General features: G+C 68.6%; 20 protein-coding genes. 14 read left to right on the forward strand and 6 right to left on the reverse strand.

Going from position 1 to position 25,570, the window contains the following annotated elements:
- Positions 1-42 precede the first annotated feature (42 nt).
- Positions 43-1,299 (forward strand): MFS transporter, encoded by a 1,257-nt coding sequence (locus NNI01S_RS29700; RefSeq protein ID WP_084489395.1) that lies wholly within the window; start codon positions 43-45, stop codon positions 1,297-1,299.
- A gap of 93 nt (positions 1,300-1,392) precedes the next feature.
- Here the strand turns inward: NNI01S_RS29700 and NNI01S_RS34955 are convergent, their stop codons facing one another.
- The gene (locus NNI01S_RS34955) at positions 1,393-1,551 is read right to left on the reverse strand and encodes a hypothetical protein (protein ID WP_157115089.1); all 159 of its coding nucleotides are present in this window, start codon (positions 1,549-1,551) and stop codon (positions 1,393-1,395) included.
- A gap of 46 nt (positions 1,552-1,597) precedes the next feature.
- Here NNI01S_RS34955 and NNI01S_RS29705 point away from each other — a divergent pair, with 46 nt between their 5' ends.
- The 5 genes from NNI01S_RS29705 (at position 1,598) to NNI01S_RS29725 (ending at position 8,109) form a co-directional block, all read left to right on the forward strand.
- Positions 1,598-3,094 (forward strand): nitrate/nitrite transporter, encoded by a 1,497-nt coding sequence (locus tag NNI01S_RS29705; protein WP_063024366.1) that lies wholly within the window; start codon positions 1,598-1,600, stop codon positions 3,092-3,094.
- A gap of 29 nt (positions 3,095-3,123) precedes the next feature.
- Positions 3,124-5,649, forward strand: a complete 2,526-nt coding sequence (gene nirB / locus NNI01S_RS29710; protein WP_063024273.1) for a nitrite reductase large subunit NirB — start codon at positions 3,124-3,126, stop codon at positions 5,647-5,649.
- Positions 5,650-5,713: 64 nt separating this feature from the next.
- Complete coding sequence (gene nirD / locus NNI01S_RS29715) at positions 5,714-6,115, forward strand: nitrite reductase small subunit NirD (RefSeq protein ID WP_063024275.1); 402 nt, start codon at positions 5,714-5,716, stop codon at positions 6,113-6,115.
- 6 nt (positions 6,116-6,121) lie between these two features.
- Positions 6,122-7,363 (forward strand): uroporphyrinogen-III synthase, encoded by a 1,242-nt coding sequence (locus tag NNI01S_RS29720; RefSeq protein ID WP_063024277.1) that lies wholly within the window; start codon positions 6,122-6,124, stop codon positions 7,361-7,363.
- Positions 7,360-8,109, forward strand: coding sequence for a sirohydrochlorin chelatase (locus NNI01S_RS29725; protein ID WP_063024279.1), 750 nt, complete (start codon positions 7,360-7,362; stop codon positions 8,107-8,109). Before NNI01S_RS29720 ends, NNI01S_RS29725 begins: the two co-directional genes overlap by 4 nt.
- Before the next feature lie 137 nt (positions 8,110-8,246).
- On the opposite strand, the gene NNI01S_RS29730 is transcribed toward NNI01S_RS29725, so the two are convergent.
- Positions 8,247-9,020 (reverse strand): SDR family oxidoreductase, encoded by a 774-nt coding sequence (locus NNI01S_RS29730; RefSeq protein ID WP_063024281.1) that lies wholly within the window; start codon positions 9,018-9,020, stop codon positions 8,247-8,249.
- A gap of 454 nt (positions 9,021-9,474) precedes the next feature.
- On the opposite strand from NNI01S_RS29730, the gene NNI01S_RS29735 reads away from it, so the two are divergent.
- On the forward strand, positions 9,475-12,348 hold the full coding sequence (locus NNI01S_RS29735; RefSeq protein ID WP_157115090.1) for a TIR domain-containing protein: 2,874 nt from the start codon (positions 9,475-9,477) through the stop codon (positions 12,346-12,348).
- Between the two features lie 51 nt (positions 12,349-12,399).
- Here the strand turns inward: NNI01S_RS29735 and NNI01S_RS29740 are convergent, their stop codons facing one another.
- The gene (locus tag NNI01S_RS29740; RefSeq protein WP_063024285.1) at positions 12,400-13,407 is read right to left on the reverse strand and encodes a GlxA family transcriptional regulator; all 1,008 of its coding nucleotides are present in this window, start codon (positions 13,405-13,407) and stop codon (positions 12,400-12,402) included.
- Between the two features lie 141 nt (positions 13,408-13,548).
- Between NNI01S_RS29740 and NNI01S_RS29745 the strand changes: the two genes are divergently transcribed.
- Both NNI01S_RS29745 and NNI01S_RS29750 read left to right on the forward strand, forming a co-directional pair.
- Complete coding sequence (locus NNI01S_RS29745) at positions 13,549-14,460, forward strand: NAD-dependent epimerase/dehydratase family protein (protein WP_063024287.1); 912 nt, start codon at positions 13,549-13,551, stop codon at positions 14,458-14,460.
- A gap of 415 nt (positions 14,461-14,875) precedes the next feature.
- Positions 14,876-15,850: an alpha/beta hydrolase gene (locus NNI01S_RS29750; protein ID WP_063024289.1), complete on the forward strand. Its 975-nt coding sequence runs from the start codon at positions 14,876-14,878 to the stop codon at positions 15,848-15,850.
- A 38-nt stretch (positions 15,851-15,888) separates the two neighbouring features.
- On the opposite strand, the gene NNI01S_RS29755 is transcribed toward NNI01S_RS29750, so the two are convergent.
- Entirely contained in the window at positions 15,889-18,192 is a 2,304-nt protein-coding gene (locus NNI01S_RS29755) for a hypothetical protein (protein ID WP_157115091.1), read from the reverse strand.
- Between the two features lie 386 nt (positions 18,193-18,578).
- Here NNI01S_RS29755 and NNI01S_RS29760 point away from each other — a divergent pair, with 386 nt between their 5' ends.
- A complete protein-coding gene (locus NNI01S_RS29760) occupies positions 18,579-18,908 on the forward strand; it encodes a TfoX/Sxy family protein (RefSeq protein ID WP_063024293.1) in 330 nt (109 codons plus the stop codon).
- A 6-nt stretch (positions 18,909-18,914) separates the two neighbouring features.
- On the opposite strand, the gene NNI01S_RS29765 is transcribed toward NNI01S_RS29760, so the two are convergent.
- Both NNI01S_RS29765 and NNI01S_RS29770 read right to left on the reverse strand, forming a co-directional pair.
- The gene (locus NNI01S_RS29765) at positions 18,915-20,618 is read right to left on the reverse strand and encodes a metallophosphoesterase (RefSeq protein WP_063024295.1); all 1,704 of its coding nucleotides are present in this window, start codon (positions 20,616-20,618) and stop codon (positions 18,915-18,917) included.
- 169 nt (positions 20,619-20,787) lie between these two features.
- Positions 20,788-21,492, reverse strand: coding sequence for a TetR/AcrR family transcriptional regulator (locus tag NNI01S_RS29770; RefSeq protein ID WP_063917729.1), 705 nt, complete (start codon positions 21,490-21,492; stop codon positions 20,788-20,790).
- A gap of 153 nt (positions 21,493-21,645) precedes the next feature.
- On the opposite strand from NNI01S_RS29770, the gene NNI01S_RS29775 reads away from it, so the two are divergent.
- The 4 genes from NNI01S_RS29775 to NNI01S_RS29790 all read left to right on the forward strand — a co-directional run bounded on the left by NNI01S_RS29775 (position 21,646) and on the right by NNI01S_RS29790 (position 25,543).
- The gene (locus NNI01S_RS29775; protein WP_063024297.1) at positions 21,646-22,092 is read left to right on the forward strand and encodes a cupin domain-containing protein; all 447 of its coding nucleotides are present in this window, start codon (positions 21,646-21,648) and stop codon (positions 22,090-22,092) included.
- 325 nt (positions 22,093-22,417) lie between these two features.
- Entirely contained in the window at positions 22,418-22,810 is a 393-nt protein-coding gene (gene gcvH / locus NNI01S_RS29780; protein WP_063024299.1) for a glycine cleavage system protein GcvH, read from the forward strand.
- 571 nt (positions 22,811-23,381) lie between these two features.
- The gene (locus tag NNI01S_RS29785) at positions 23,382-24,008 is read left to right on the forward strand and encodes an AF_1327 family membrane protein (RefSeq protein WP_063024301.1); all 627 of its coding nucleotides are present in this window, start codon (positions 23,382-23,384) and stop codon (positions 24,006-24,008) included.
- A complete protein-coding gene (locus NNI01S_RS29790; RefSeq protein ID WP_157115092.1) occupies positions 24,008-25,543 on the forward strand; it encodes a hypothetical protein in 1,536 nt (511 codons plus the stop codon). Before NNI01S_RS29785 ends, NNI01S_RS29790 begins: the two co-directional genes overlap by 1 nt.
- The last annotated feature ends 27 nt before the right edge of the window (positions 25,544-25,570 follow it).

Below are 25,570 nucleotides of genomic sequence, written 5' to 3' on the forward strand. Positions count from 1 at the left end.
AAATCGTTGCCGGTCATCATCCGGTCATCCTATGATTTCTCGGTGACTGCGACCTTTCCCGAAACCACGGCTCGCCAGGAATCCGTCCTGGTCGAGCGCCGTCGACGCGCGCTGACCGAGGGTCGCCTGCTGGTCCTCACCGCCATCGTGATGTCGGCGCTCACGCTGCGGGTCGCCGTCACCGCCTTCAGCCCGCTGGCCGAGCGCATCGGCGCCGAAATCGGTTACGGCGCCGCCGTTGTCGGCGTCTTCGGCATGATCCCCACCGCCATGTTCGCGCTGTCCGGGCTGCTCACTCCCGTTCTGGCGGTCCGGCTCGGGCTGGAGCGCACCGCGTTGACCGCCATGTTGATGGCGGGCACCGGCATGGTGCTGCGGGTGCTGATGTCGGGCACGGCCGAACTGCTCGTCTTCTCCGCACTCGCCCTCGCGGGCATGGGCATCGGCAATGTGGTGATCCCGCCGCTGGTGAAGCGCTATTTCCCGGATCGCCTCGCCGTGATCAGCTCGCTGTACATCGTGATGGTGCAACTCGGCACGGTCGTGCCCGCCTTCACCGCGGTCCCGGTCGCCGACGCGCACGGCTGGCGGATCTCGCTGGGGGTGTGGGGCCTGCTCGGCTTCACCGCGGCGGTGCCCTGGCTGGCGGTACTGCGCGGCAGGCGCGGCCGGGACGGCGCGGATACGACGGCGGTGCCGCAGCAGGAGCCGCATTCCGGGCGCGTGTGGCGATCGCCGATCGCCTGGGGGATGGCGGGCATGTTCGGTATGACCTCGCTCACCACCTACGCGATGTTCACGTGGTTGCCGAAGATCCTGAGCGAAGCGGGCGCGAGCGCCGCGTACGGCGGAGCCATGGTCGGCCTGTTCGCCGTGGTCGGCCTGGTCGCCGCGCTCACCGCACCGACGGTGGTCGCCCGGTTCCGCAACCCGTTCCCCGTCGTGGTGGGCTGCGCCGTGCTGTTCTTCATCGCGTTCACGGGGCTGCTCCTCGCTCCGATGGCCGCGCCGATCCTGTGGGTCGTCGTGCTCGGTCTCGGCCCGAGCACCTTCCCGATGGCGCTGACGCTGATCAACTTGCGCACCCGCACCCCCGCCGGTTCGGCCGCGCTGTCGGGCTTCACCCAGGGCGTCGGCTACGCGGTGGCCTGCGTGGGCCCACTGCTGTTCGGCGTGCTGCACACGGCGACGGGTGGCTGGCTGGTTCCGTTCGCGATGCTCGGGGTCGCGGTGCTGGTGCTGCTCGCGGGCGCCTGGCAGGCGTGCAAGCCGCGCCTGCTCGAAGACACGTGGAATTGAGCGCGGCGAAAAACTCACAACTCCGGTTGCGCGACTGTGCGAACGGAGTCAGGATGTGCGCAACGATTTTCGCGACGTAGCGCGCGTCACACCTCACCGCCCGCCGAATTCGATATCGGCCCATTTGTGACGCGCGGAAACCGTTGCGTCACATGCCTGAAACATTGGCGCGAAACTCACCCCGGATCCGCGGTAATCGTGAGCAACCGTTGATTTGACGGTCATTTCGCGCAGCATTTCGGCAATACCCATTTCCTACCGTGGGGCCATCCGACATTGGGAGGCCCCGTTGAGCACGCTGACGCGTAACCGTCTGGAAGCGCTGGGACGGACGAAGATCCGCAGGCCGCAGATCGAGCACTGGGACGCCGAGGATGTCGCCGCCTGGGAAGCGGGCGGCAAGGACATCGCGCGGCGAAACCTGATCTGGTCGGTCTTCGCCGAGCACGTCGGCTTCTCGGTGTGGTCGATCTGGTCGGTGATGGTGCTGTTCATGCCGACCGACAAGTTCGGCATCGACCCGGCGGGCAAGTTCTTCCTGGTCGCCATGCCGACCCTGGTCGGCGCGTTCCTGCGGATTCCCTACACCGTGGCGACCGCGCGGTTCGGCGGCCGCAACTGGACCGTCTTCAGCGCGGTGATGCTGCTGATCCCGACGCTGCTCACGCTGTACTTCATCAACCAGCCGGGCACCTCGTACACGACGTTCCTCGTGGTCGCGGGCTTCGCCGGCTTCGGCGGCGGCAACTTCGCCTCCTCGATGACCAACATCAACGCCTTCTACCCGCAGCGGCTCAAGGGCTGGGCACTGGGCTTGAACGCGGGCGGCGGCAATATCGGCGTTCCGGTGATCCAGCTGATCGGCCTGCTGGTCATCGCGACGCTCGGCAATGGCTACGCCTCGCTGATCTGCGCGGTCTACCTGGTGCTGATCGCGATCGCCGGGCTCGGCGCCGCGCTGTTCATGGACAACCTGCCCAACCAGAAGGCCGATCTGTCCTACATGATCACGGCCCTGAAGGTGCCGCAGTCCTGGGCGATCGCGTTCCTCTACATCGGCACCTTCGGCTCGTTCATCGGCTACAGCTTCGCCTTCGGCCAGATCCTGCAGATCAGCTTCCGCGCGGGCGGCGACACCGTCGCGCAGGCCACGCTGCACGCCGCGCAGATCGCGTTCATCGGTCCGCTGCTCGGCTCGCTGGCCCGGCCCTACGGCGGCAAGTGGGCCGACCGCATCGGCGGAAGCCGCGTCACCCTCTACGTCTTCGGCGCGATGATGGCGGCCGCGGTGCTGGTCACCGTGGCCAGCACGATGGCCGACAACAACAACGGCGTGGCAGGCGGCGGCGTGATGACCGCGCTCGTGATCGGTTTCATCGCCCTGTTCGTGCTCTCCGGCATCGGCAACGGGTCGGTCACCAAGATCATCCCGTCGGTGTTCGAGGCGAAGTCCAAGAGCCTGGACGCCACCCCCGCCGAACGGTCGGCCTGGTCGCAGAACACCTCCGGCGCGCTGATCGGTTTCGTCGGCGCCATCGGCGCCCTCGGCGGCGTGGGCATCAACCTGGTGCTGCGCTCCTCCTACGCGTCCACCAAGTCCGCGACCACCGCGTTCTGGGTGTTCATGGCCTTCTACGTGGTCTGCGCCCTGGTGGTCTGGGCGGTGTTCCTGCGCCGTCCCGCACTGCGGGGCCTGCCCGCCGACTCCGACGTGGTGGCCGAAGCCGAGACCTTCGTCCTCGAAGCGGAGGCCAGTCAGTCCCAGTCCCCGTCCGCCGGCTCGGCCCGCGCCTGACACCCGATCCAGTCCAGGAGGACCCACAGATGAACCCCACAGTCGCTCGCAAGACCGCGGTGGTCGTCGGCCACGGAATGGTCGGGCACCGGTTCGTCGAGGCGCTGCGCTCGCGCGACACCGACGGCCAGTGGCAGGTGATCATCCTCAGCGAGGAGCAGCTGCCCGCCTACGACCGCGTCGGCCTCTCGTCCTACGTCGGCGCCTGGGACGCGAGCGCGCTCGCGCTGCCCGGCAACGAGTACACCGGTGACGAGCTGGTCGAGCTGCGGCTGGGTCAGAGCGCCGAGTCCATCGACCGGGCTGCGCGCAAGGTGACCACCTCCTCCGGCGACATCCTCGCCTACGACGCGCTGGTGCTGGCCACCGGTTCCTACCCGTTCGTGCCGCCGGTGCCCGGCCACGACGACCCCGCGTGCTTCGTCTACCGCACCCTCGACGACCTCGACGGCATCCGCGCTGCCGCCGAAGCCGCGGGTCCCGGCGCGGTGGGCGTGGTGGTCGGCGGCGGTCTGCTCGGCCTGGAGGCCGCGAACGCCCTTCGCCTGCTCGGACTCACCCCGCACGTGGTGGAGTACAACACCCGGCTGATGCCCGCCCAGGTCGACGAGGGCGGCGGCGCCATCCTCGAGCGTCTGGTCACCGACCTCGGCCTGCACGTGCACACCGGCGTGGGCACCTCCTCGATCGAGGCGGCCGACAAGGGACTGAAGGTCACCCTGTCCGACGAGACGGTGATCGACGCCGGGCTGGTGGTGTTCTCCGCCGGTGTCCGCCCGCGCGACCAGATCGCCCGCGACGCTGGACTGGAGGTCGGCCCCCGCGGCGGCATCATCACCGATCTCGGCCTGCAGACCTCGGACCCGAACATCTGGGCCATCGGCGAATGCGCCGCCGTGGAAGGCGTGTGCTACGGCCTGGTCGCCCCCGGCTACAGCACCGCCGAGATCGTCGCCGACCGGCTCCTGGGCGGTGCGGGCGAGTTCCCGGGCGCGGACATGTCGACCAAGCTCAAGCTGCTGGGTGTCGATGTGGCCAGCTTCGGCGACGCGCACGGCGTCACCGAGGGCGCGCTCTCGGTCGTGCTGCACGACGCGGCCAAGGGCACCTACGCCAAGCTGGTCGTCTCCGACGACGCGAAGACGCTGCTCGGCGGCATCCTGGTCGGCGACGCCACCGCCTACTCGGCGCTGCGCCCGCTGGTCGGCCGCCCGCTGCCCGCCGAACCGGCCGCGCTGATCTCGCCCGCGGGCGCGGAACTGGGCGCCGACGCGCTGCCGGACGACGCGCAGATCTGCTCGTGCAACAACGTGTCGAAGGGCGCGATCTGCGGCGCGATCGCGGACGGCGCCTGCGACGTCCCGGCGATCAAGAGCTGCACCACCGCCGGAACCTCGTGCGGCGGTTGCGTTCCCATGCTCAAGAAGCTGCTCGAGCAGTCCGGCGTGGAGATGTCCAAGGCGCTGTGCGAGCACTTCGAGCAGTCGCGCGCCGAGCTGTTCCAGATCGTCCAGGTCACCGGCATCCGCACCTTCTCCGGCCTGCTCGCCAAGTACGGCAAGGGCGCGGGCTGCGATATCTGCAAGCCGACCGTCGCGTCCATCCTCGCCTCCACCTCGAGCGACCACATCCTCGACGGCGAGCAGGCGGGCCTGCAGGACACCAACGATCACTTCCTGGCCAACCTGCAGAAGAACGGCACCTACTCGGTGGTGCCCCGGATGCCCGGCGGCGAGGTCACCGCCGAGCAGCTGATCACCATCGGCGAGGTCGCCAAGGAATTCGGCCTGTACGTGAAGGTCACCGGCGGCCAGCGCATCGACCTGTTCGGCGCGCGCGTCGAGCAGTTGCCGCTGATCTGGAAGCGGCTGGTCGACGCGGGCATGGAGTCCGGTCACGCGTACGGCAAGTCGCTGCGCACCGTGAAGAGCTGCGTGGGTTCCACGTGGTGCCGCTACGGCCAGCAGGACTCGGTCGGCATGGCCGTGCTGCTGGAGAAGCGCTATCGCGGCCTGCGTTCGCCGCACAAGCTGAAGCTGGCGGTCTCGGGTTGCGCCCGCGAATGCGCCGAGGCGCGCGGCAAGGACGTCGGCGTGATCGCCACCGAGAACGGCTGGAACCTCTACGTCGGCGGCAACGGCGGTCTCACCCCGAAGCACGCGGTGCTGCTGGCCGGTGAGCTCGACGACGAGACGCTGATCAAGTACATCGACCGGTACCTGATGTTCTACATCCGCACTGCCGATCGTTTGCAGCGCACCGCTCCCTGGCAGGAGGCGCTGGAAGGCGGCATGGATTACCTCAAGCAGGTGATCTGCGAGGACAGCCTCGGCATCGCCGAGGATCTGGAGGCGGCGATGGCTCAGCACGTCGCCGGCTACCGCGACGAATGGGCCGCGGTGCTGGAGGACGAAGAGAAGTTGTCTCGCTTCGTGTCGTTCGTCAACGCCCCGGAGGAAGCCGATCCGACGATTTCCTTCGACGAAACCGGGGAGCGGAAGGTTCCCGTCCTGCTCGGACTGCCGGAAGTTCCGGTCGCCACGCAGGGGAAATGACCGCTTAACCGCTTGGAAACAGAACGTCGGTACCAATGAGTAAGGCGTTTGGAGGATGACACCGATGACCGTGATCGATACCCCCGGCATCGCCGCAGCTACCACCACGGGGTGGACGCAGGCTTGCCGTCTCGACTACTTGATTGCCGGCCGCGGCGTTGCGGTGTTGCTGAGAGGCGGACGCCAGGCCGCCCTGTTCCTGCTGGAGAACGGCATGCTGTACGCCGTCGGCAATATCGATCCGATCGGCCGGGCGGCAGTCATGTCGCGCGGCATCGTCGGCGATCGCGGCGGGGTGCCGGTGGTGGCCTCGCCGCTGCTGAAGCAGGCCTTCTCCCTGGTCGACGGGCATTGCCTGGACGACGAATCGGCGATGCTGCCGGTGTACGCGGTGCGCGTGGACGACGGCATCGTTTCGATTTCCAACGAGCCGGTGACCTCCGCGCTCGCGTCCTCGGATGGATGAACGCCAATGACAACGATTGACGCGGGCGCGAGCCTGGCCGGATTCACGGTGGGCATCACGGCGGCCCGGCGGGCGGAGGAATTCGCCACCCTGCTGGAACGCCGTGGCGCGACCATCGTTTCGGCGCCGGCCATCCGGATCATTCCGCTGGCCGATGACAACGAGCTGGAGCGGGTGACCCGGCAGCTGGTCGCCGATCCACCGCAGATCACCGTGGCCACCACGGGAATCGGCTTCCGCGGGTGGATGGAGGCGGCCGAGGGCTGGGGCCTCGCCGAGGACCTGCGCGCGACATTGGGAACCACCCGGATGCTCGCCCGCGGCCCGAAGGCCAAGGGCGCCATCCGCGCCGCGGAACTGCGGGAGGAATGGTCGCCCGCCTCCGAGTCCTCCGCCGAAGTGCTCGATCACCTGCTCGCCGAGGGCGTGGAGGGCGTCCGGATCGCCGTGCAGTTGCACGGGGCCACCACCGAGTGGGAGCCGGTGCCCGACTTCTGCGAGGTATTGCGCTGCGCGGGCGCGGATGTCGTGCCGGTGCCGGTGTACCGCTGGGTTCCGCCGGACGACCAGGGCCCGATGGATCACCTCATCGAGGCCGTCGTCACCTCCGGGATCGACTGCGTCACCTTCACCAGCGCTCCCGCCGTGGCGTCGATGTTGATGCGCGCCAAGGAAACCGGGCTGTTGGAAGGGTTGCTGTACGCGCTGCGCGGCCGGGTGCTGCCCGCTTGCGTCGGGCCGATCACGGCCGCGCCGCTGGAGGAACTCGGGGTGCCCACCTCGATGCCCGGACGGGCCCGGCTCGGCGCGCTGGCCCGCCACGTCGCCGAGGAACTGCCCCGTCGGGCCAACCGGATCCACGCCGCGGGCCACATCATCAGCGTGCGCGGCGCGTGCGTGGTGGTCGACGGCCAGGTGCGTCAGCTGGCGCCCGCGCCGATGGCCCTGATGCGCTCGCTGGCCCGCCAGCCCGGCCGGGTCGTCTCGCGCGAGGATCTGCTCGCCGCGCTGCCCGGCGGCGGGGACGACACGCACGCCGTGGAGACCGCCATCGCCCGGCTGCGCGCCGGACTCGGCACCCCGAAAGCCATTCAGACGGTGGTCAAACGCGGATACCGGCTCGCGCTGGACCCGGCGGAATGTACTGACAACAATCCACGGCCCACCGCGACAGGAGGACCGCAGGTGCCCGGCGTCGGAATTCCGACCCGGGCACCTCGGTACATCCAGGCTGCGGGGAGCTGGTGAACGCGCCCGCCTTGGTGCTGGTGGCGCACGGGACCCGCAGTACCAAGGGCGTGCAGATGATCGCGGCGCTGGCCGAGGCCGTGACGAAGGAACTCGGTGCCGGGATTTCGGGGCCCGGCACCGAGGCACCCCGGGTGCGAACGGCATTCGTGGACGTGCTCGGTCCCTCGCCCTCGGAAGTGCTGCGCGATCTGGTGACTGCCACCGGCGAATCCGTGCCCGCGGTAGTGGTTCCGGCGTTCCTGGCCTCGGGCTACCACGTCTACCAGGACGTGCCGCGGGAGGTCGCCGAGAGCGAGCATCCCGCCGTGACGGTCACGCCCGCCATGGGGCCGGATCCGGCGCTGGCACGGATCATGGCGATGCGTCTGCGCGCGGCGGGCTGGTCACCGGGCGACGCGGTGGTCTTCGCCGCGGCGGGCTCCTCGGACGCCCGTGCCCGCCAGGACGTCCGGCGCGCGGCCGCGCTGCTGGCCGAGCGCCTCGGCGCTCCGGTACGCATCGGATACGTCGCCACCGGTGCGCCGCGCGTCCCGGATGTCGTCGCAGACCTGCGTGCGGGCGGCGCGAGCCGAGTCTTCGTCGGGTCGTATCTGCTCGCGCACGGCCTTTTCCAGCAGCGTCTGCACGAGTCGGGCGCCGACGGCGTCGCCGAGCCCATCGGCGTGCACCCGGCGGTGGTCCGGTTGATCGCCGAACGCTACCGGGTCGCGGCAGAGGAGCTGGTGCGGGCGTGGGCTCGCTGAGCGACCCGCAGGCAAGCCACGCAGGCGCAGCCGAACGGCGCGGCCCGCAACGCGGTCGCCCGAACGGCGTACCGCCAGGGCCGGCGTCGGCCTCGGCGGCACGGTGCACGCGCGGACGATTCGGTGCGAACTCGCGGTCATCGACGCTTTCTTGCGGCGTAGGGATTCGCGGGGCCCGCTGCGACGAACTGTGACCAGGTCTGCACGCCGTCGGCATGATCCGGGCAGGTGTTCAGGCCCGCCCGGAACGCGCTCCCGATCCGCCCGGGCACCGGCAGCGGGACGATCCGGCGGGGGCGTTGCCTGGCGGCTTGCCAGACCTGCGCCAACTGCGCCATCGTCCGCACTTCCGGGCCCCCGAAGTCGGGAGCCCGGCCGAGCGGCTCGCCCTCGGCCAACACGGCGATCCGCCCTGCCACATCGGCGGCGGCGACCGGCTGGAAACGGAAGTCCTGCGGCAGCGGCGCGACCGGCCATTTCTCGACGGTCTGCAGCACCGCCGCGATGAGTTCGTGGAACTGGGTCGCGCGCAGGATGGTGTGCGGCACACTGCTGTCGGTGACTGCTCGTTCGCAGGCCAGCTTGTTGCGGTAGTACCGGAACGGGATGCGGTCGATCCCGACGATCGACACGTACAGCAGGTGCCGGATGCCTCGCGCGTGCCGCAGCAGGCTCTCGGTCTGGGCGAGGTCCGAGCCGCCCATTCGGCGGGCGTCCGAGGCCGCGTGCACGATGACGTCGGCGCCCGCCACGGCCTCCGGCAGGCCCGTGCCCGTTCGCAGATCGCCCACATGCGTGCCCGCCCCGGGACGACGGGACAGCACCCGTACATCATCGCCCGCTTCGCGCAGCCGGTCGACTACGAGCCTGCCCAGCGCACCGGTTCCGCCCGTGACGAGAATTTCGGTCATGGACAACTTCTACCGATGAATCCGGCGGGAGCGCGGAAGCTCGTCGTCACGGTGGCGAGTCGCACAGCGATGGTCCGACCGGCCCGGCGAAGACGCGCCGAGCTGTCGCCGGATGTGTCCGATGGTCGTCGCGAGCGAAATTCATTGCAGGACAATGCGTCCGTTTCTGGTACGGATCGCCGGCGTGATGGTTCAATCGGAGTGCCGGAACCTCGGCTGTCGGGGAGGAGGGCCTGATGCCGGTCGGAGGTGTGGAAGCCGGTTCGCGATGGCCGGCGGCGATGAAGTTCGCAACGTCGGCACCGGTTGCGCCGGAGTGTATGGCGACGCTGGAGGCGCTGGGTCGCCGGGACGCAGGCGGGCCGAGTTCCCGTGCTGATCGGCGCGCTCGGCGACGTCTCGGCGGCGCGACAGCGGGTACGAACGCAATAAGACGCGAGGCAGGGTTGTGAGCGTGGTGTCGAGGCGGCGCACCACACGTGCGGACACCGGGTACGGCGCGTTCCTTTCCTACAGCGGCGACCGGGACCGGGCGGTGCTTCCGCTGGTCCAGAACGCGATCGAGAAGCTGCCACGGCCGTGGTACCGCTTCCCGCACATGCGCATCTTCCTCGACTACAGCGGTGTCTCGATCGGCCCGGAACTCTGGGACAAGATCGTCGCAGGCCTGTCGCGTTCGAAGTGGCTCGTCGTGGTGGCTTCGCCCGAGGCAGCCGGGTCCATGTGGGTGGACCGCGAGATCGAGTGGTGGCTGACGCATCGGTCTCCCGAGACCATACTGCTGGTTCTCAGTGCCGGGTCCCTGGTCTGGGACGAGGGAGCCGGAGATTGGGACCGAACGCGCTCCACCGCGCTACCGCCTCGCCTGTTCGGCGTTTTCCCGTCCGAACCCGTATACAAGACGATCAAATGGCGCGAGAACGCGGATGGCGTGCCTCGTCCGGACATCGACGCCATCGCGGTCGGAATCGCCGCGGTGATTCGCGGCGTCTCCGAGGCCGACGTCAAATCCGAGGGCTATCAGCAGACCAAGCGAAACCTGCGTGTGGCGAATATCGCCATCGGCGCATTGGTCATGCTGTTGGCCGCCGCGCTGGTCGCGGCATTCGTCGCCTTGGTACAGAGCAATCGCGCCGAAAAGGAAGCCAGGATCGCGACGGCGCGGCTCATGGCTTCCGTCTCGGACACGAAAATGGCCACGGATGTCCGTGCGGCCCTGCTTCTGGCCGTCGCGGCGTACCGTCTCGACCCGAGCCCACGCCACCATGCCGCGCTGCTCCGCGCGAATCTGGCCGGCTCGAAGGTCGCTCGTTACGTTGCGACGCCCGCGGACGTCACCGCCCTGCAGAGCAGCGCCGATGGTCGCGCCGTCGTGGCCGGGCTCGCCGACGGGCAAGTCGTGAGCTGGGCGCCCGGTGAGCCGGCGACAACCGCGGTCGCGCGTTTGCCCGGCGAGATCCGCTCGCTGGCCGTCGCAGCGGACGGCCGGACCGGCCTCGCCACGGACGGCGCATCGATCACACTGTGGGGTGAGCGCTCCGGTCGTCTGGACCTCGACGTGCCCGACGCGTCCGAAATCGATCTTGTCGCCATATCCGAATCCGGGGAGGTCGGCGCGGTCCATCGCCTCGATACCAAGGCGGTGGACCGCACCCCAGGGGTGGTCGACATCATCGATATCGCCGCCGGCCGGATTCTCGCGTCGCATCCGACCGAACGGGCACTGACGAGCATGGTGTTCACCGATGGCGCGACCTTGCGTCTCCTCGACACCAACGGTAGCGTGCGACAGATCTCGCTGCGCGATGGCGCAGTCGCAGATCTTTCCCCCCTCGACACCGACTACGCCTGCGGCACCGGCCAAGACGTCGGAGAATTGTCGGCAGACGGGTCGTCGTTCACGTGCGCGGTCTTGCCCGGTCTTCCGGTGCCGGTTCTCCGGCCGCGTCCGACGCCGGGCGCTGACCGCCCGGAGCCCGGATATGTAGGTGTCGTCATGCCCAGCCGGTCGGCGCCGGCCGTGCTCAGCCGCTCGGCGCGCACGGCGGCGGTACCCAGCGCGGCCGTCGGGCTATACGTAGCGCCCGTGACCGGCGAGATAACCCCCCCGCAGCCGCCACCACTGATCACCGGCGCCGCTGTCGACTTCGACCGGAAGCTACTGCGTTTCCTCGGCGCCTCTGAGACACAACTGGTCTCGGCGTCCGGGCGGCTGATCACCCTGTGGGATCTCGCGCAGCGCGACCGGCTGGCGAAATCCGTTGCGGTGCCGATCGTCAAGGGATGCAATTCTTGTCCGCCCAGCTTGTCACTGTCACCTGACGGACGCACCGCGGCGATCACAGGCCAGCACAAGGACCCGGGAAGTTCGGCGCTCAACGGCGACGTCGTGATCATCCAGCAGCTCGGGCCGGACTCGTCCCGTCAAATCCCCATACCGGGCTTATCCGGAATTCTCTCCTGGCGCGCGGACGGCGGCATGCTGGTGCTCGCCGCGAATCCGGTCTCCGGCGACGACCGTCGCGTATCCGCCCACCGGCCATCGGTGCGAGCGCCCTTCGAGGTAGCGGTGCTCTCGTCTCCACCACCCCCGCACACCGTCAGGGCGGCCGGCGTGTCGTCCACATCGGGAACCGCTGTGTCTGTGGACGACAGGGGACGGGTGTACCTGCACGACTTGGCCGCCGGCGGTATCGATTCGGAATTCATCCCACTGGGCGGTGCGGTCGACACCGGCCAAATCTCCGAAGCGCGGATCGATGCGGCCGGAGAATTCCTGGTCATGCGCGATGCCGAGGACATATCGGTCTACGACTTGGCGCGACGGGAGATCACGCACGACATCGACGGCAAGGACGTGCGGGCACTCGAGTTCGCCGGGCGGCATCTGCTGATCCAGCGGAAGGACAGCATCGAGATATGGGATCGGACCGGCTCGACTCGTGAGCGGACGATCCTCTTCGGCGGCGATGGGGCCGCGAACCCGCAGATCGCCGCCGCCGCGGACGCGAGCGTGGTCGTCGCTAAAGGCGCGACAGGCCGATTGACTCTCTTCGCCGCCGACGGAACGAATCTCGGAGAACTGGAACCGGATGCCGTCTGGCACGTCGACTCCGCGGTCGCCGTGTCCGCTGATGGACGGGACCTCCTGACGGTGAATCCCGGTCCCGCGTTCTCCGGCGGCGCGGATGGAACGTTGATCGAACGCGACATCTCACCGGACGGCCTGGTTCGGACCGCCTGCGAGCGTGCCGGTACCGATCTCACCGACGCCGAATGGAACGCCCTGATGGGGGTTGCGCGTCCCGCAGAGGCGCGCTGTCCATAGTGTGCGTTCGACGGCCGAAGGCGGTATTGCCCACGGGGCGCGGCGGCTCCTTCATGGGCGATCGGTGGTCGGTCCCCCTGCGCCGACCGCCCTTTCTATGGAGGCCGGGCGTGCGGGCGAACGCGTGAACGACGCGCGGTAGCTGCTCGGCGGCACCCCGACATGCCGAATCATGTGCTGGCGCAACGACTCCGCCGAGCCGATGCCGCTGTGCCTGGCGACCTGGTCCATCGGCAGGGTGGTGGATTCCAGCAGTTCCCTGGCGCGTTGCAGGCGCTGGTGCAGCAGCCATTTCTGCGGGCTGAGCCCGGTCTCCTCGTGGAAGCGGCGGGTCAGGGTGCGGACGCTGGTGCGTGCGTGGGCGGCCAGGTCGTCCAGCGACAGCGGCGTGTCCAGTCGTCGCAGCGCCCAGGCGCGGGTGTCCGCGAGCGTCACGCCGTTCTCGGCGGGTAGGGGCGCGTCCACGAACTGCGCCTGCCCGCCGGGCCGCACCGGAGTGACGACGGCGGTGCGGGCGGCGGCGTTCGCCACCGTCGCGCCGTAATCGGCGCGAATCAAATGCAAGCACAGGTCTATTCCGGCCGCCGCGCCCGCAGCCGTGGTGACCGGGCCGTCCTCGATGAACAGTGCGTCGCTGCGGACCGAGACGTCCGGATGGTTCGCCGCCAGTTCTTCGGCCAGGCCCCAGTGCGTGGTGGCGGTGCGGCCGGACAGCAGACCCGCCTGCGCCAGCACGAAGGCGCCGCTGCAGATCGAGGTGACGCGTTTGCCCGCGGCCATCGCCCGGCGCAGGGCGGTGAGCGTGGCGGCGTCGGCGTCGGCGCGGCTGCCGGTGCTCGGCACGATGACGATGTCCGCCTCCTCGATCGCCTCGAGTCCCCGGGAGACGACCACGTCGAAGCCGCCGAGACCCGCGGGCAGGACGCCGGGCACGGCGGTGCACACCAGGATGCGGTAACCGGGCTCGCCGTTCACGAGCGCCGCGCCGAGAACCGTTTCGGGCATGGCCAGGTCGAAGGCTTTCACCGGAGGAACCGCGACGACGGCGACAGTAAGCATGGCCTGATCCTTGGGATAGTTGGCAATCCGGCCAGTAGCTTACCCGCTCGCGGCACGGCAGGCTCGATGGCACGCGATCGGCGAATGACGCGGAGTGGGCCGCCGGTCGTGCGTATTTCGTTGTCTAAGAGGAGAATTTGCATGCCTACGCAGGTCATCGTCGGACGTGGCGCCACTGCTTCGGCTACCGCGGAGCTACTCGCCCGGTCCGGCGACCGGGTGCGCGTGGTGAGCCGCAGTGGCGCGGGCCCCGATCATCCGAACATCGAGCGAATCGCACTGGACGCGCTGGATACGGCCGCGTTGACCGGCGTGGCCGACGGCGCCGAAACCTTGTTCAACATGGCCATGCCCGCGTATCACACCTGGCCGGAGACGATCCCGCCGCTGTTCGGTTCCATCCGCTCCGCCGCCGAGCGGACCGGCGCGAACCTGGTGATGCTGGGCAATCTGTACGGCTACGGTCGGGCCGACGGGCCGGTCACCGAGCAGTCGCCGCTCGCGGCCACCGGGTCGAAAGGTCTTGTGCGCGCCCGTATGTGGCGGGAAGCCGAGGAGGCGCACCGGGCGGGACGAGTGCGCGCCACCGAGGTCAGGGCTTCGCAATTCATCGGGCCCGGGGCGATCTCCCTGTTCTCCCTCATCGCCCAGCCGAAGATCCTGGCCGGGCAGTTGGCGCTGCTGCCGCAGGAACTCGACCTGCCGCACGCGTACACCGCGGTCGGTGACGCGGCGGCGGCAGCGGTCGCCGCCGCCCGGGACGAGCGCGCGTGGGGCCGCCCGTGGCATGCCCCGGTCATCACCGCCACGGTGCGGGAGTTGGCGGGACGGTTCGCCGCGGCCGCCGGGGCGCCCGCGCCGAGGCTGGCGGTCATGAGTGAGCGGGAGTTGACGTTGCTCGGCCTCACCGATCCCTTCTGGGCCGAGTTGTTCGAGACCTACCACATGTCGCACGCGCCTTTCGCAGTGGACGACTCGGCGGTCCGCGACACCTTCGGTTTGCAGGCGTCCGATCCGGACGAGGTTTTCGCGCAGGTGGTACGCGCGGCCTGACCAGGATGTGCGGCAGGTGCGCGGAGTCGTTCGCCGCGACTCGGCGCATCGGCTCGGATATTCGGCGCGCCTTACCGCGTCGCTCTCGTCCCGCCCGCCGTGCGTCGTAGAGGGTCGTTTCGCCGTGGCTCGTGGAGTGCAGGTGCCCGCTCGATTCGAGCTTCGCGCGCAGAGGCGTGATCGGCAGGCAGGGGGCCGGTGCGTTCCCCGGCGAACACCGAGGTGATTTGGCTGGATCTGTGGGCGCGCCTGCCGATCCGAATCGGCATAACCTTTAGCTGATTGATTGCCATCGCATGAGCGATTTCGCTACTGCCCGCTGTTAATCGTCTATGAACAGCTGTTTCATTTTCGAAAGGGAACACGCCCGCCGAATGCCAAGAGTGTCGAGAAGGGCGTGGTAGAAACTCGTTCCATGTACCGGCTCCTGCGATGCCTGGTTCCTCTTGTTGCGGTGTGCGCCGCCTTCGTCCCGGCCACGACCACCGCCGACCCCGGCGCGAGCATCCTCGGCGTGCGCCCACTGGGCGGGCGAGAGTTCGAGGTAGTGGTCCACTCGGCGGCGATGGATCGCCCCATCACACTGTGGATGTCGCATCCGGGTCCGGGCGCTCCCGCGCTGTATCTGCTCAACGCCGTGGACGGCGGCGAGGACGGCGGACCGTGGACCCGGCGCACCGACATCGCGGCGTTCTTCGCCGACAAACCGGTCAACGTGATCGTGCCCATGGGCGGGCGCGCCAGCTACTACACCGATTGGCTGCGCGACGATCCCGTGCTCGGTCGCACCAAGTGGACCACGTTCCTGACCAGGGAGCTGCCGCCCGTGCTGGGCGCCAGGTTCGGCATGAACGGCCGCAATGCCGTCGCGGGTCTTTCGATGTCGGCGACCTCGGCGTTGAATCTCGCCATCGCGGCACCCGGCCTGTATCGGGCGGTCGGCGCCTACAGCGGGTGCCCGCGCACCAGCGATCCGATGGGCCAGGCGATGGTGCGGGCGCAGCTGGGCGTGTTCGGCGCGGACCCCGCCAATATGTGGGGTCCGCCGGGCGACCCGCTCTGGGCGGAGAACGATCCCATGGTGCAGGCCGACCGGCTGCGCGGTGTGGCGCTCTACATCTCGGCGGGCACCGGTGCGCCGGGGGCCCACGAGGCGCTCACCGATCCGAGCATCGATGGCAACCCCGCCCGGCTGGTGGACCGGCTGCTGGTCGGCGGGGCCATGGAGACGGTGATCAACGGCTGCACCCGGGCGTTCGTGGACCGATTGAGCTCGCTCGGCATCCCGTTCACGGCGAATCTCCGCCCCGCGGGCACGCACGCCTGGATGTACTGGCAGGACGACGTGCACGAGTCCTGGCCGTTGTTCGCCGGCGCGCTGGGCGTCTAGTCGGTACGGCCCGGCGGCCAGGCAGGGTCGAAGGCGCGCTACGGATTCCAGGGGTCGAGCCCGCCTTCGGGATCGAGGTGATCGAGGTTGGCGACGCGTCTGGCCGATCGCATCAGGGCTTCCCGGGTCATGTCGTTCGGATTCCGGTAGTAATCCTGGGCCGCCTGCTGATGCAGGGTCGCGACGCGATGGCCGATCGCCCACCGGGTGTCGCGGCCGGCGCCGTCCCACTCGTCCGGCGTGATCGCCGCGCGCAAGGCCCGGTCCGAGTGCCAGTTCTGCTCGACGCGCCGCACGAACGCTTGGTCGATATCGGCGCCGGGAGCCGGTGCGTTGCTGTGCCGGACGAAACTGTCCGCCGCGATCACCGCTTGAGCGGCGAAGGCGTCGTGCGCCTCGTGGCCGACGTGGTTGTCGACCGCCCACGCCGCCGCGATCGCCTTCTGCAACGGTGCGAAGCTGTAGGGATTCTGCGACGCCGTCGATTCCTGGACGGAGTAGGCCGTGAACGCGTCGGCGACCCGCTCGTGGGTGGCGCCGGAGGAGAGCAGCACGGAATGGATCCGCGAATCGGGCACTTTGTTGTCGCGCAGCACTTTCAGCGCACGGGAGACGCCCAGCTGGGTGTGCATGCCGCCCACCGACGTGGCCGCGTTGACCGCGACACCCCGCCAGTTCGTGCGCGACAGTTGATGCTCGATGTATCCCTCTTCGCGACTGGTCAAGATTCTCCTGGTGGAGCGTTCGATTCTCCGTCGGGTGCTCGCCAGCGGGTTCAACGGATTGACCCGGCCTCCGGCGAGCCATGCCGTCACCGGCGAGGAGTTGATCGCGTTGAGCGTGGTGAGCGTACTCACCAAACCCATCCCCGGCGCGGACTTTCCACCGCCGCCACTGCCGCCCATGCCGAGAGCGGTGCCGTTGCCGCTGGACGACTTGCCGCTGCCCTGGATCGCGAGACCGAACCGGTTGGCGATCCAGTCGTTGCCGCGGCTCAGGCCGCTGCTGAGGCGTTTGAGCTGGAATATGGCGACGATCTCGACCGTGCCCGCGATGATGATCACCGCCATGACCTGACCGCGGGCTTGCGCGAACAGGTTGCCCATGAACAGGACGTACACCCCGAGGAAGATGGTGTATGCCGTCATCCGCGCGGCCGCGACGAAACTGTCGACGACATTGCGCACCAGGAACGTCTGCGTGGGGCCGTAGACGAATCCGCCCGCGGCGAAGCCGAATATCGACATGAACCCGTGATAGATCGTGTCCAGCGCCGCCTTGATGACCTTCAGTCCGAGGTACATCGCGAAGGCCAGCAGGATGCCGCCGCAGGTCAGCAGCATGAGCCCGGTCGCGACCTGACCCATGGAGGGGTTCTCGGCCTTCGCGTGCGCGGCGGCGTCTCCGCACGACTTCAAGCCGTTGATCACCCGGGAGTCGTCACCCGCGGCCACGCCCGCCGACCACGCCGACCGGCAGGCGGGCCGCTGGTCCACCGTGTGCCCGAAGTTCCAGACCTGCAGCGGCTGGCGGGCGAAGTTGTCGGCCAGATCGCTCTGCATCGTCGCCACCAGCTGGGTGGGATTCGGGTTGGCGTTCCCGTTCAGGCCGGCTGCCACCGAGATGCCGAGGTCGCGGCCCTGCGCCAGCAACCCGTGGGAGGACAGCACGTCCGCCAACGGCTCGGCCAGGAACAGCGGACCGAGCAGCGCAACGCCCACCATCGTCACCACCTGCACGGTGGCCTTCGCGTGGTAGCCGCGCACGATGAACCATCCGACGAAGAACGCGCCGACGGTCGCCGCGGTGACCAGCATGATGGGGGTCGCGATCTGCGAGGTCAGAGCATCGGCCACGCCGTGCAGCGCCGCGCTGAACATGTCCAGCCACCGGAAGCTCAACGCGTAACCGATCAACCAGATCGCCGTGGTCACGATGGCTATGTAGCCGATGAATTCGAAGCCGAGCACTGCCCACAGAATGGTGGCGCGCGGCTTGAACAGGCTTTCGTCGCCGGTCGCGAAGCGATAGTCCGACAGGGCGATTCCCGACGAGTCGTGGATGTTCATCCAGCTGAGCCCGTCGATCCCGGTCGTGCCCGCCGTGGTGCCCGCCGCGTCCTGGGCGACGGCCAGCGCGCCGAGGAAGCCGGGGAATACGAACAGCGCGAAGATGGTCAGGGCGATCCACAGGGCCCGTCGCCGCCACGTGCCTGCTCCGGAACTCGGCCACCGGGCCGGCACGCCACGGAGGGCGGCGGGGACGATGCCGAGGCCGGGGATCGTTCGCCGCCAGGGTGAACTCTGGCGGACAGTGCGTGATCGCACCGCTGGGATGTGCACGGAAGCGTCCTTTGTCCCGTCGATGGGGGGCGCAGTCGACTGCGGATACCGAAACGGATTGCGTGCGAACGTCAATGGCACTGTCTGCCCCCGTCTCACGCCTGTATTACAGACAGGTACGGAAACATCCGCTTGAACGTCCAATGACATCCAGACGGCTCGGGAGTGTACGTAAGTACCCTCGGGCAGTTACCTAGGAGAAACCAGCAAACTTACTGGGGTGCACGGCGTTTGGAGCGTACGGTCCCGCCAGGCCGATGGGTGTCGCGTCACCGGCGTGCGGATGCTCGACCGCCTCGGGCCCGGCGGCGATCGGAAGAGGACACGCGGCCCAGTGCCGCTCGCGGATCATCCGGCTTGTCGTACACCGGGTGAACAATGCCGCTATGGCATACGACGAGGAGTTGGCGGAGCGAATCCGGGAACTGATCGCACCCGGCCCCGAGCTCACCGAGCGGAAGATGTTCGGCGGGCTCGCCTTCTTGATCGGCGGCAATATGGCGGTGGCCGCCAGCGGGCAGGGCGGTCTGCTGGTGCGGGTCGACCCGGACGAGGGGGAGCGGCTGCTCGGTGCCGCCGTGCAGCCCATGGTCATGGGCGGGCGTGAGATGGTCGGCTGGCTGCGGGTCACCGACGTCGACGACGACGCGGTGCTGCGGGAATGGGTCGAGCGCGGCCTCGCCTACGCTCGGACCCTACCGCCCAAGAAGACTTAGCCTCGATCAGGGACGAACCTGCCGCCGGAAGAGCACGCGGTCGAATTCGCGGCCGTATTCGTCCACCGCGACCACGTCCATCTCGCTGGCGAACACGCCAGGGCGCACGTCGACGCGCAGGAACGAGTAGTTCCGGAAGCGGACCCGTGACCACGGCGCGGCTTCGTCCTGCTTGCCGCCGCCGGGCGTCCAGACGTAGCTGTTCGGCACCGAGGTGTCGGGCAACTCGTTGCCGCGGAAGGTCTCCCGGGAGCCGGGCTGGAATTCGTAGCGCGGACGTCCGCCGCCGCCCACGGTGTAGTAGACGGTGCCCTCGGTCTCCGGGTAGACGATCGAATTGTCGCCCGCCACCTTCGTCGCCTGCCCGCCGCGGAGCGGATCGGTGCGCTCGTAGACGTGGTTGTGGCCCTGTAACACCAGGTCCACCTGGTAGCGGTCGAACAGGCCCACCCACGCGTCCCGCACGCCGCCGTCGCTGGCGTGCGATTCGGTGGTCGAGTAGGCGCAGTGGTGGAAGAAGCAGACGATGAAGTCGATGTCGGGATCGGCGCGGTAGGCCGCCAGGGTGCGTTCCACCCAGCTGGTCTGCGCTCCGCCGGAGTAACCGCTGTTCGCGCGGATCTCGTAGGAGACGTCGTTGGCGTCCAGCGAGAGCACCGCGAGGTTGCCGTAGGTGAACGAGTATGCCGACGGACAGGCCGCCGGACCGTTGCCGGGGAAGTCCAGCCGCGCCAGGTGCCCGCCGTAGCCGTGCTCGCCGTAGGTCCCTTCCATATCGTGGTTGCCGGTGGCGAACATCCACGGCGTCTGGGCGGCGCTGTCCTCGATGGCGTTGAAGTACACATCCCAGACGTAGGGGTTGTACTTGTCGAACCCGCTCGCCGATTGCGCTCCGTGCCGGACGAACTGTCCCGGCTTGCCCGCACCCGAAGGGTCGGCATAGGCGATATCCCCTGCGAGGATGTGGAAGTCGGGCCGCGCGGCGGCGATCTGGCGCAGCACGTTGCTCGCGTGCGGCGCGGCCGGATCGTTGTCGGCCTTGTAGTACTTGTCGTCGTAGTCGCCGGCGGCGACGCCCTCCGGCAGCGCCGGGGTCTGGTCGGTGCCCTGGTCGCCCATCATGGTGAAGCGGAACGGGAGGACCGCGGGTCGTGCGCTGGGCATCGCGGGCGCGGCGGCGCGGATGTCGCCGGCGAATCCGTCGGAGGTCCGCCAGCGATAGAAGTGCGGCACCCGTCCGGGCAAACCGTCCACCGGGGCGTGCGCGTAGAACTGTTCGGCCGCGAGCACGCCGCCGTCGGCCGTGGGCAATTGGGTCAGCAGATTGCGCACTTCGGCCTCGACCGTCGCACCCAAGGCCGGCGTCGGTCCGTGGTCGAGGTACACCGTGGCGCCCGCCGGACGTCGCGACAGCTGGGCCGCGAAACGCAACTGACTGGCCGCGTCCTGGCCGAAGGCCACGCGCCGTCCGCCCACCGCCAGCGGGGCCTCGTCGGCGTAGGCGCGCCTGCCGAACGGTGTGGCGCCGACCGCGGCCACCGCTGCGGCCGCCGCGGCGCCGCGCAGGATATTGCGGCGCGACACCGGATGGCGGCGCAGGTAGGCGCGGTGCCATTCGTGCTGCTCGGTCATGGTCATGTGGGCAGCGAGATGGCCGGGAATTCCGGTGTCCGGAACGTCGCCTGCTGGATTCAGCGGTGTGGACGGCATACCGCAGATGCTGTCGCGGCCGGGCGCACGGAGCAACTCGCCACCGTACCGGGGGCGGGAATACCCGTGAACTGTCCGTTTCAGTGTTCACAGTCTGCGGCATTTGCCGGAAAAGTGGGAATTGTCCGACGTCGCAATACATTTCGCGAGCACCGGCCCGCGGTGTGGCTCACGCCGGTGGCTCGTCCGGCGCAGCCGATGGGTCCGCGGAGCGATCTTCCTCGGGCGGCCCGGGGGAGAAAGGGGACACGAGCGAAGCGCCCCAAGGGAAACTCGGCCTGCCCGTCGGCGCCCATTCGGCGGCGGCTGCCAGCGGTTCGTTGTTCGCGGTGAGCCGGTGGACCGTTCGCTCGAGCGCGGGCAGGATCTCGGCGATGCCGAGATCGGCGTTCGCGAACCGGCCGATCAGCGCGTAGACCATGTTGGTGAGCACGAGCGCGATGTCGGCGATGTAGTCCGGATCGGCGCCGGCCAGCAGGGCGCTCGCGGCGGGCAGCACGGCGTCGAAGCCCTGGGCGTCCAGTCGCCGGCCGCCGGGGCTGGAGCGCGCGCGATAGTAGGCCTCCAGCATCCGGGGATGCCGTTCCCACGGTTCGAACACGTACCGCAGCAACCGAATCAGGCCATCGGTCAGCGTCTCGCCCTCGATCGGCGGGGCGGGGGTGGCGTAGGTATTGGTCGCCATCCATCGCTCCACCGCGGCGAGCAGCAGGTCGTCCCGGGTGGTGTACCGCTTGTAGACCGTGGCGAGGGAGACGTGCGCATCCCGGGCGACCGCCCGCAGCTGGACGGCGTCGTAGCCGTCGGACTCGACCATCGACAAGACCACGTCGATGATCTTCGCCGCCGAATACCCTTCGTCTGCCCGTGCCACGTACGTACGGTAATCCAGCGATCCCGTCGCGGATACTCGCCACGACCACGTGTGATTGCCGGTTCGCGACAGCGCGGGAGCCGTCGGAGGTGTGATCGGCCGGGCCGGTGCAACGAGGTTCCGGTGCGGCACCCCGGTGACTAAGCTGCGGGGATGACGCTCTTTCTCCGCGTCGCCGTGCTGCCGGTCGTGCTCGTCGGCGCGCTGGTGAGTGCGGCGCAGGCCGACGCGACGCCAGGCAGCGACATCACCGCCGTCACCCTCGGTCAAGCGCAGATTCCCGCCGGGCTGATTCCTTTCGTCGCGGGCACCGATCTGGTCGTCCGCGAGATCACGATCGGTCCCGGCGGCTCCACCGGCTGGCATTACCACCTCGGCCCGGTCTTCGGCTTCATCCGTTCGGGGACGCTCACCCACCCCGGCCCGGACTGCGACGCTCCGGTCTACCGCACCGGCGAGTTCATCTACGAGCCCGCGGGCGAATGGAACGTCCACGTCGGCCGGAACCTCGGCGCCGAACCGCTCGTCCTGGATGTCGTCTACGCGCCACCCGCAGGCGAGCCGCTGTTCATCGACGCCCCCGCCCCGCCCTGCGCGTAGGACCTCGGCGCTCGATCCAGGATGCTCGCAGTCGGTACACCTGGTGGATGGATGCCGCAGTTCTTGCCGCGCGTGTCCGTTCGCCGGTCAGGCCGCTGCCCCCGTCGCTCGGTCGGGTGGACGGCTATGCGCCCTCGACGGCCCGGTGACGATGCCGCAGGGATCGCGTAGCAGTCTCGGCGCGGAACGAGGGAGCACGATTCGGCGACGCCCTCTTCGGATCGGCGTGTGCGGACTCCGGGGACGAGGGCGGTGTAGCAAGCTGAGGGGTGATCGTCCGCCGCGGGCGATTCGCGGTGCATCGACTTCCGGATGGAGACCTGATATGTCGATGATTCCTGCTGGATTGAAATACACCGATGCGCACATGTGGGCGCGGCTGGAGCGCGACGGCACGCTGGCGGTCGGACTCACCGACCACGCCCAGCAGAACCTGGGCACGATCCTGTTCGTCACCACGCCCCAGGTGGGCATGTTCGTCGGCACCGGCGAGGCCGTCGGCGCCGTGGAGGCGGTCTCGGCCATCGCCGAGATGTACAGCCCGGCCCGCGGCGTAGTGGTCCAGGTCAACCCGGCGATCGCGGATGATCCCGAGCAGGTGAACAACGACCCGTACGCGGCCTGGCTGTTCAAGATCAGGCAAGCGGAAGGCGTCTCGGATGACGAACTGCTCGATGCCGCCGCCTACCGCCGGTTGCTCGAGGATCTCGGTGCGTAACCGGTAAACGCCGCCCTGTGCGCAGGCGAGGTTTCACTCGTCCGGCTCGGAATCGCGGTCCGGCAACGTTTCACGCTCGCGGCGTGCGCCCCGGCCGCGCCGACTCCGGTAGCCGCGATGTGCGGCGAAAACTCCGATGATCGCTCCCGGCGGCCGACAGCGGGAACACGCAGTCGATCGGCCCCGTCACGAGCAGCCCTGAGCGTAAGCGGCGGTGAGACCCCAGTGCTGCCGCGAAGCAGGGGCACGGCAGCCGAATCCATGTCGGCACCGTGTCCGGCACCCGGGCATCGCCGAGACTCCGTCGTCTGGTTGCCCGCATCAGTCACCGGCGCGATTCGATCAGAGTCGCGACCTGTCGCGTCAGAACCGGACGGCACCACCAGCCGGGCGATGGGCACGTTGCGGCCGATGGAATCGCTCGGCGAGGCCGAGGACGGGGGAATCCCGGCCTGGGATCCGAAGAGGCCGGTGGAGCGCGAGCCCGGCGGAGTGGCTTACATGTTGACGTTCAATGTCGATTTGTAACATACTCGCCCGGTTCGATGATCATGAGCAGGGAGGTGCGTCGGTGACCGACAACGGCCGAGCGGCGCTGGAGATTCTTCGCGATGCGAGTCAGTTCAAGTGGTATGTCATCCCGCTCCTGCTGATCGTCATCTACGTCTATGCCGTCGAAGTCGAGAGGCGGAACTGGAACATCCTGTTCGCCGGACTCGCACTGTGGGCCGTCGACTGGTTCAACGAGATCTGGAACGCGTTGGTGTTTCATTTCACCGGTCGCGCGCCGGTCTGGGGTGCGACCGGGTCCACGGCGTATCAGATCCTCATCGGTCTCAATATCGAGATCTGCTTCATGTTCGCCATCATGGGCATCGCGGCGGCGAAGATGCTGCCGCCGCGTGAAACCCGTATTTTCGGGTTGCCCAATCGTCCGGTTCTCATCGCGGCCAACTCGGCGGCAGCGGTAGGCGTCGAGGTGGTGCTCAACAAAGCCGGTGTGCTCACCTGGGATTGGCCGTGGTGGCAGGCGAGCTTCCCGGTCCTCATCTGGCTCATCGGCTATGTACCGTTTTTCGCGGCATGTTTCTTCGTGCACGACCTGCCCACCGTGCGCGGTAAGGCGCTGATCGTGGGCGCGATCCTCGGCATCGACGCTGTCGCCCTCCTCGGTTTCGGCGCGGCGGGGTGGCTGTGATGCGCAGGCACGTCATCGCGCGTACCGCTGTCATCGCCGTGAGCGGGCTGGTATTCGCCGGGCTGACAACACCGTCGGTGGTTGTCGCGGAACCCGGTTGTCCGTTGTTGGGTACCGTCGGCACCCCGGAAGTGACAGTCGACGAATCCACCGCCGGGCTGGAAACCTTGGCACCCGCAGCGGCCGACTTACCGGATCAGGCCTACTTCCGCACCACCTCCGAGTCGTTCAACCGCCGCTGGACTTTCGCGCACCGTGATGGCCGCTTGTACGTCAAAGAAACCGCCGCTCAGGGAGGTTGGCGTGCTGTCGCACTGCCGGGGTGCCTGGAGGGCCGCGTAGCCGGTGTCTCCGCCGACGACGACGAGGTGATGGTGATCGACGTCGACGGCCGGTTCTTCACCATGGATCACGCGTTGAGCGCGCCCCGGGACTGGAATTGGAGCAGCCGCTACGGCGTCCCGTTGTGGACCGGTCCCGGTAACACGCTGCCCCCGGGCACGCTCACCTGGGCCTGGTCCGTGCTCTCACCCGCTGAGGATCACGTCTGGCGAGATGCGGCGGGCAATGATCACCCGGTCGGCGGGGCAAAGGTGTCGCATGTTTTCGCGCTCACCCACGATGGGCGGCGCATCCAGTATGTCGACCCCTGGCTTCCGGTGGACCACAGCTACGAGATGGGCACTCCGTACGGCGGCCGGTTCCGGGCTGTCGCGCTTTCCACCAGCGCGTCGACCTCGCTGATCGTCAACCGTTTCGGCGACTTCTACACGCGCCTCTACGATTTCGACATCTCCGGCGCCGACAAGGTGTTCTTCCGCTACAGCTACCACGATCAGCGCGGTCTGCCCGAGGCTCCGGACATGCTCGCCGAACGGACCGACGACCGCTACGCCGCGATCCAGTTGCCCGCACCGGATTGGGTGCGGCAGCCCAAGATTCCAGGGTTGATCACCGACCGTATCTCCATCCACAAAACCGGCCCCGGGTCGTCGGCGCGGGAACTGCGGGTCGAAGGCCGCGACGGTGGCCGAAACGGCTTCTGGACGAAGCAGCTCATCGACGAGTCGTGGAGGTTCGTCCCCACTGATCATCCCCTCGTGGGGAGGGTACTGGAGAACTCACCGGCGGACCGCTCGCTCGACACGCTCGCGCCCCCGTCACCGTACGACTACAAAAGCGTCTCGACCCAAGGGTGGAGCGCACAAGTGCGTGCGTTCGATGTGGCCGTGACCCCGACTCCCCTGCGGATCGAGTTCGGCGATGGCGCGACCTTGGACCTGATCCTGCATACCGTCGACGGGTTGCGCCAGACACCGCAACTGCCGGGGATCAGCGGTCAGCCGCGGCATTTCGACGGGACCATCGAAGTGCCATCGCAACTGCTGGGCGACCTGGACGCGCAGCCGGCCGTCGTCGGTGACTTCGTTCGAAACGTCCTGCACGGTAACCCTTTCACGGACACCGCTGTCGACGTCACCGAAGAACGGCTGCACATCGGCGATTGGGAGCTGACCTCGAGCCGATCCCGATAGTGGCTCGCCGCGCCCAGGCGGAACGCT

The organism is Nocardia niwae NBRC 108934 = DSM 45340 (assembly GCF_001613465.1).
In the GTDB taxonomy this organism is placed as follows: domain Bacteria; phylum Actinomycetota; class Actinomycetes; order Mycobacteriales; family Mycobacteriaceae; genus Nocardia; species Nocardia niwae.

What these genes read in the sequence shown, in the direction of transcription:
- NNI01S_RS29720 (WP_063024277.1), top strand. Translation starts at nt 6,122, where the DNA reads ATGACAACGATTGACGCGGGCGCGAGCCTGGCCGGATTCACGGTGGGC.
- nirB (WP_063024273.1), top strand. Translation starts at nt 3,124, where the DNA reads ATGAACCCCACAGTCGCTCGCAAGACCGCGGTGGTCGTCGGCCACGGA.
- NNI01S_RS29730 (WP_063024281.1), bottom strand. Translation starts at nt 9,020, where the DNA reads ATGACCGAAATTCTCGTCACGGGCGGAACCGGTGCGCTGGGCAGGCTC.
- nirD (WP_063024275.1), top strand. Translation starts at nt 5,714, where the DNA reads ATGACCGTGATCGATACCCCCGGCATCGCCGCAGCTACCACCACGGGG.
- NNI01S_RS34955 (WP_157115089.1), bottom strand. Translation starts at nt 1,551, where the DNA reads ATGGGTATTGCCGAAATGCTGCGCGAAATGACCGTCAAATCAACGGTT.
- NNI01S_RS29745 (WP_063024287.1), top strand. Translation starts at nt 13,549, where the DNA reads ATGCCTACGCAGGTCATCGTCGGACGTGGCGCCACTGCTTCGGCTACC.
- NNI01S_RS29765 (WP_063024295.1), bottom strand. Translation starts at nt 20,618, where the DNA reads ATGCCGTCCACACCGCTGAATCCAGCAGGCGACGTTCCGGACACCGGA.
- NNI01S_RS29740 (WP_063024285.1), bottom strand. Translation starts at nt 13,407, where the DNA reads ATGCTTACTGTCGCCGTCGTCGCGGTTCCTCCGGTGAAAGCCTTCGAC.
- NNI01S_RS29790 (WP_157115092.1), top strand. Translation starts at nt 24,008, where the DNA reads ATGCGCAGGCACGTCATCGCGCGTACCGCTGTCATCGCCGTGAGCGGG.
- NNI01S_RS29760 (WP_063024293.1), top strand. Translation starts at nt 18,579, where the DNA reads ATGGCATACGACGAGGAGTTGGCGGAGCGAATCCGGGAACTGATCGCA.
- NNI01S_RS29750 (WP_063024289.1), top strand. Translation starts at nt 14,876, where the DNA reads ATGTACCGGCTCCTGCGATGCCTGGTTCCTCTTGTTGCGGTGTGCGCC.
- NNI01S_RS29775 (WP_063024297.1), top strand. Translation starts at nt 21,646, where the DNA reads ATGACGCTCTTTCTCCGCGTCGCCGTGCTGCCGGTCGTGCTCGTCGGC.
- gcvH (WP_063024299.1), top strand. Translation starts at nt 22,418, where the DNA reads ATGTCGATGATTCCTGCTGGATTGAAATACACCGATGCGCACATGTGG.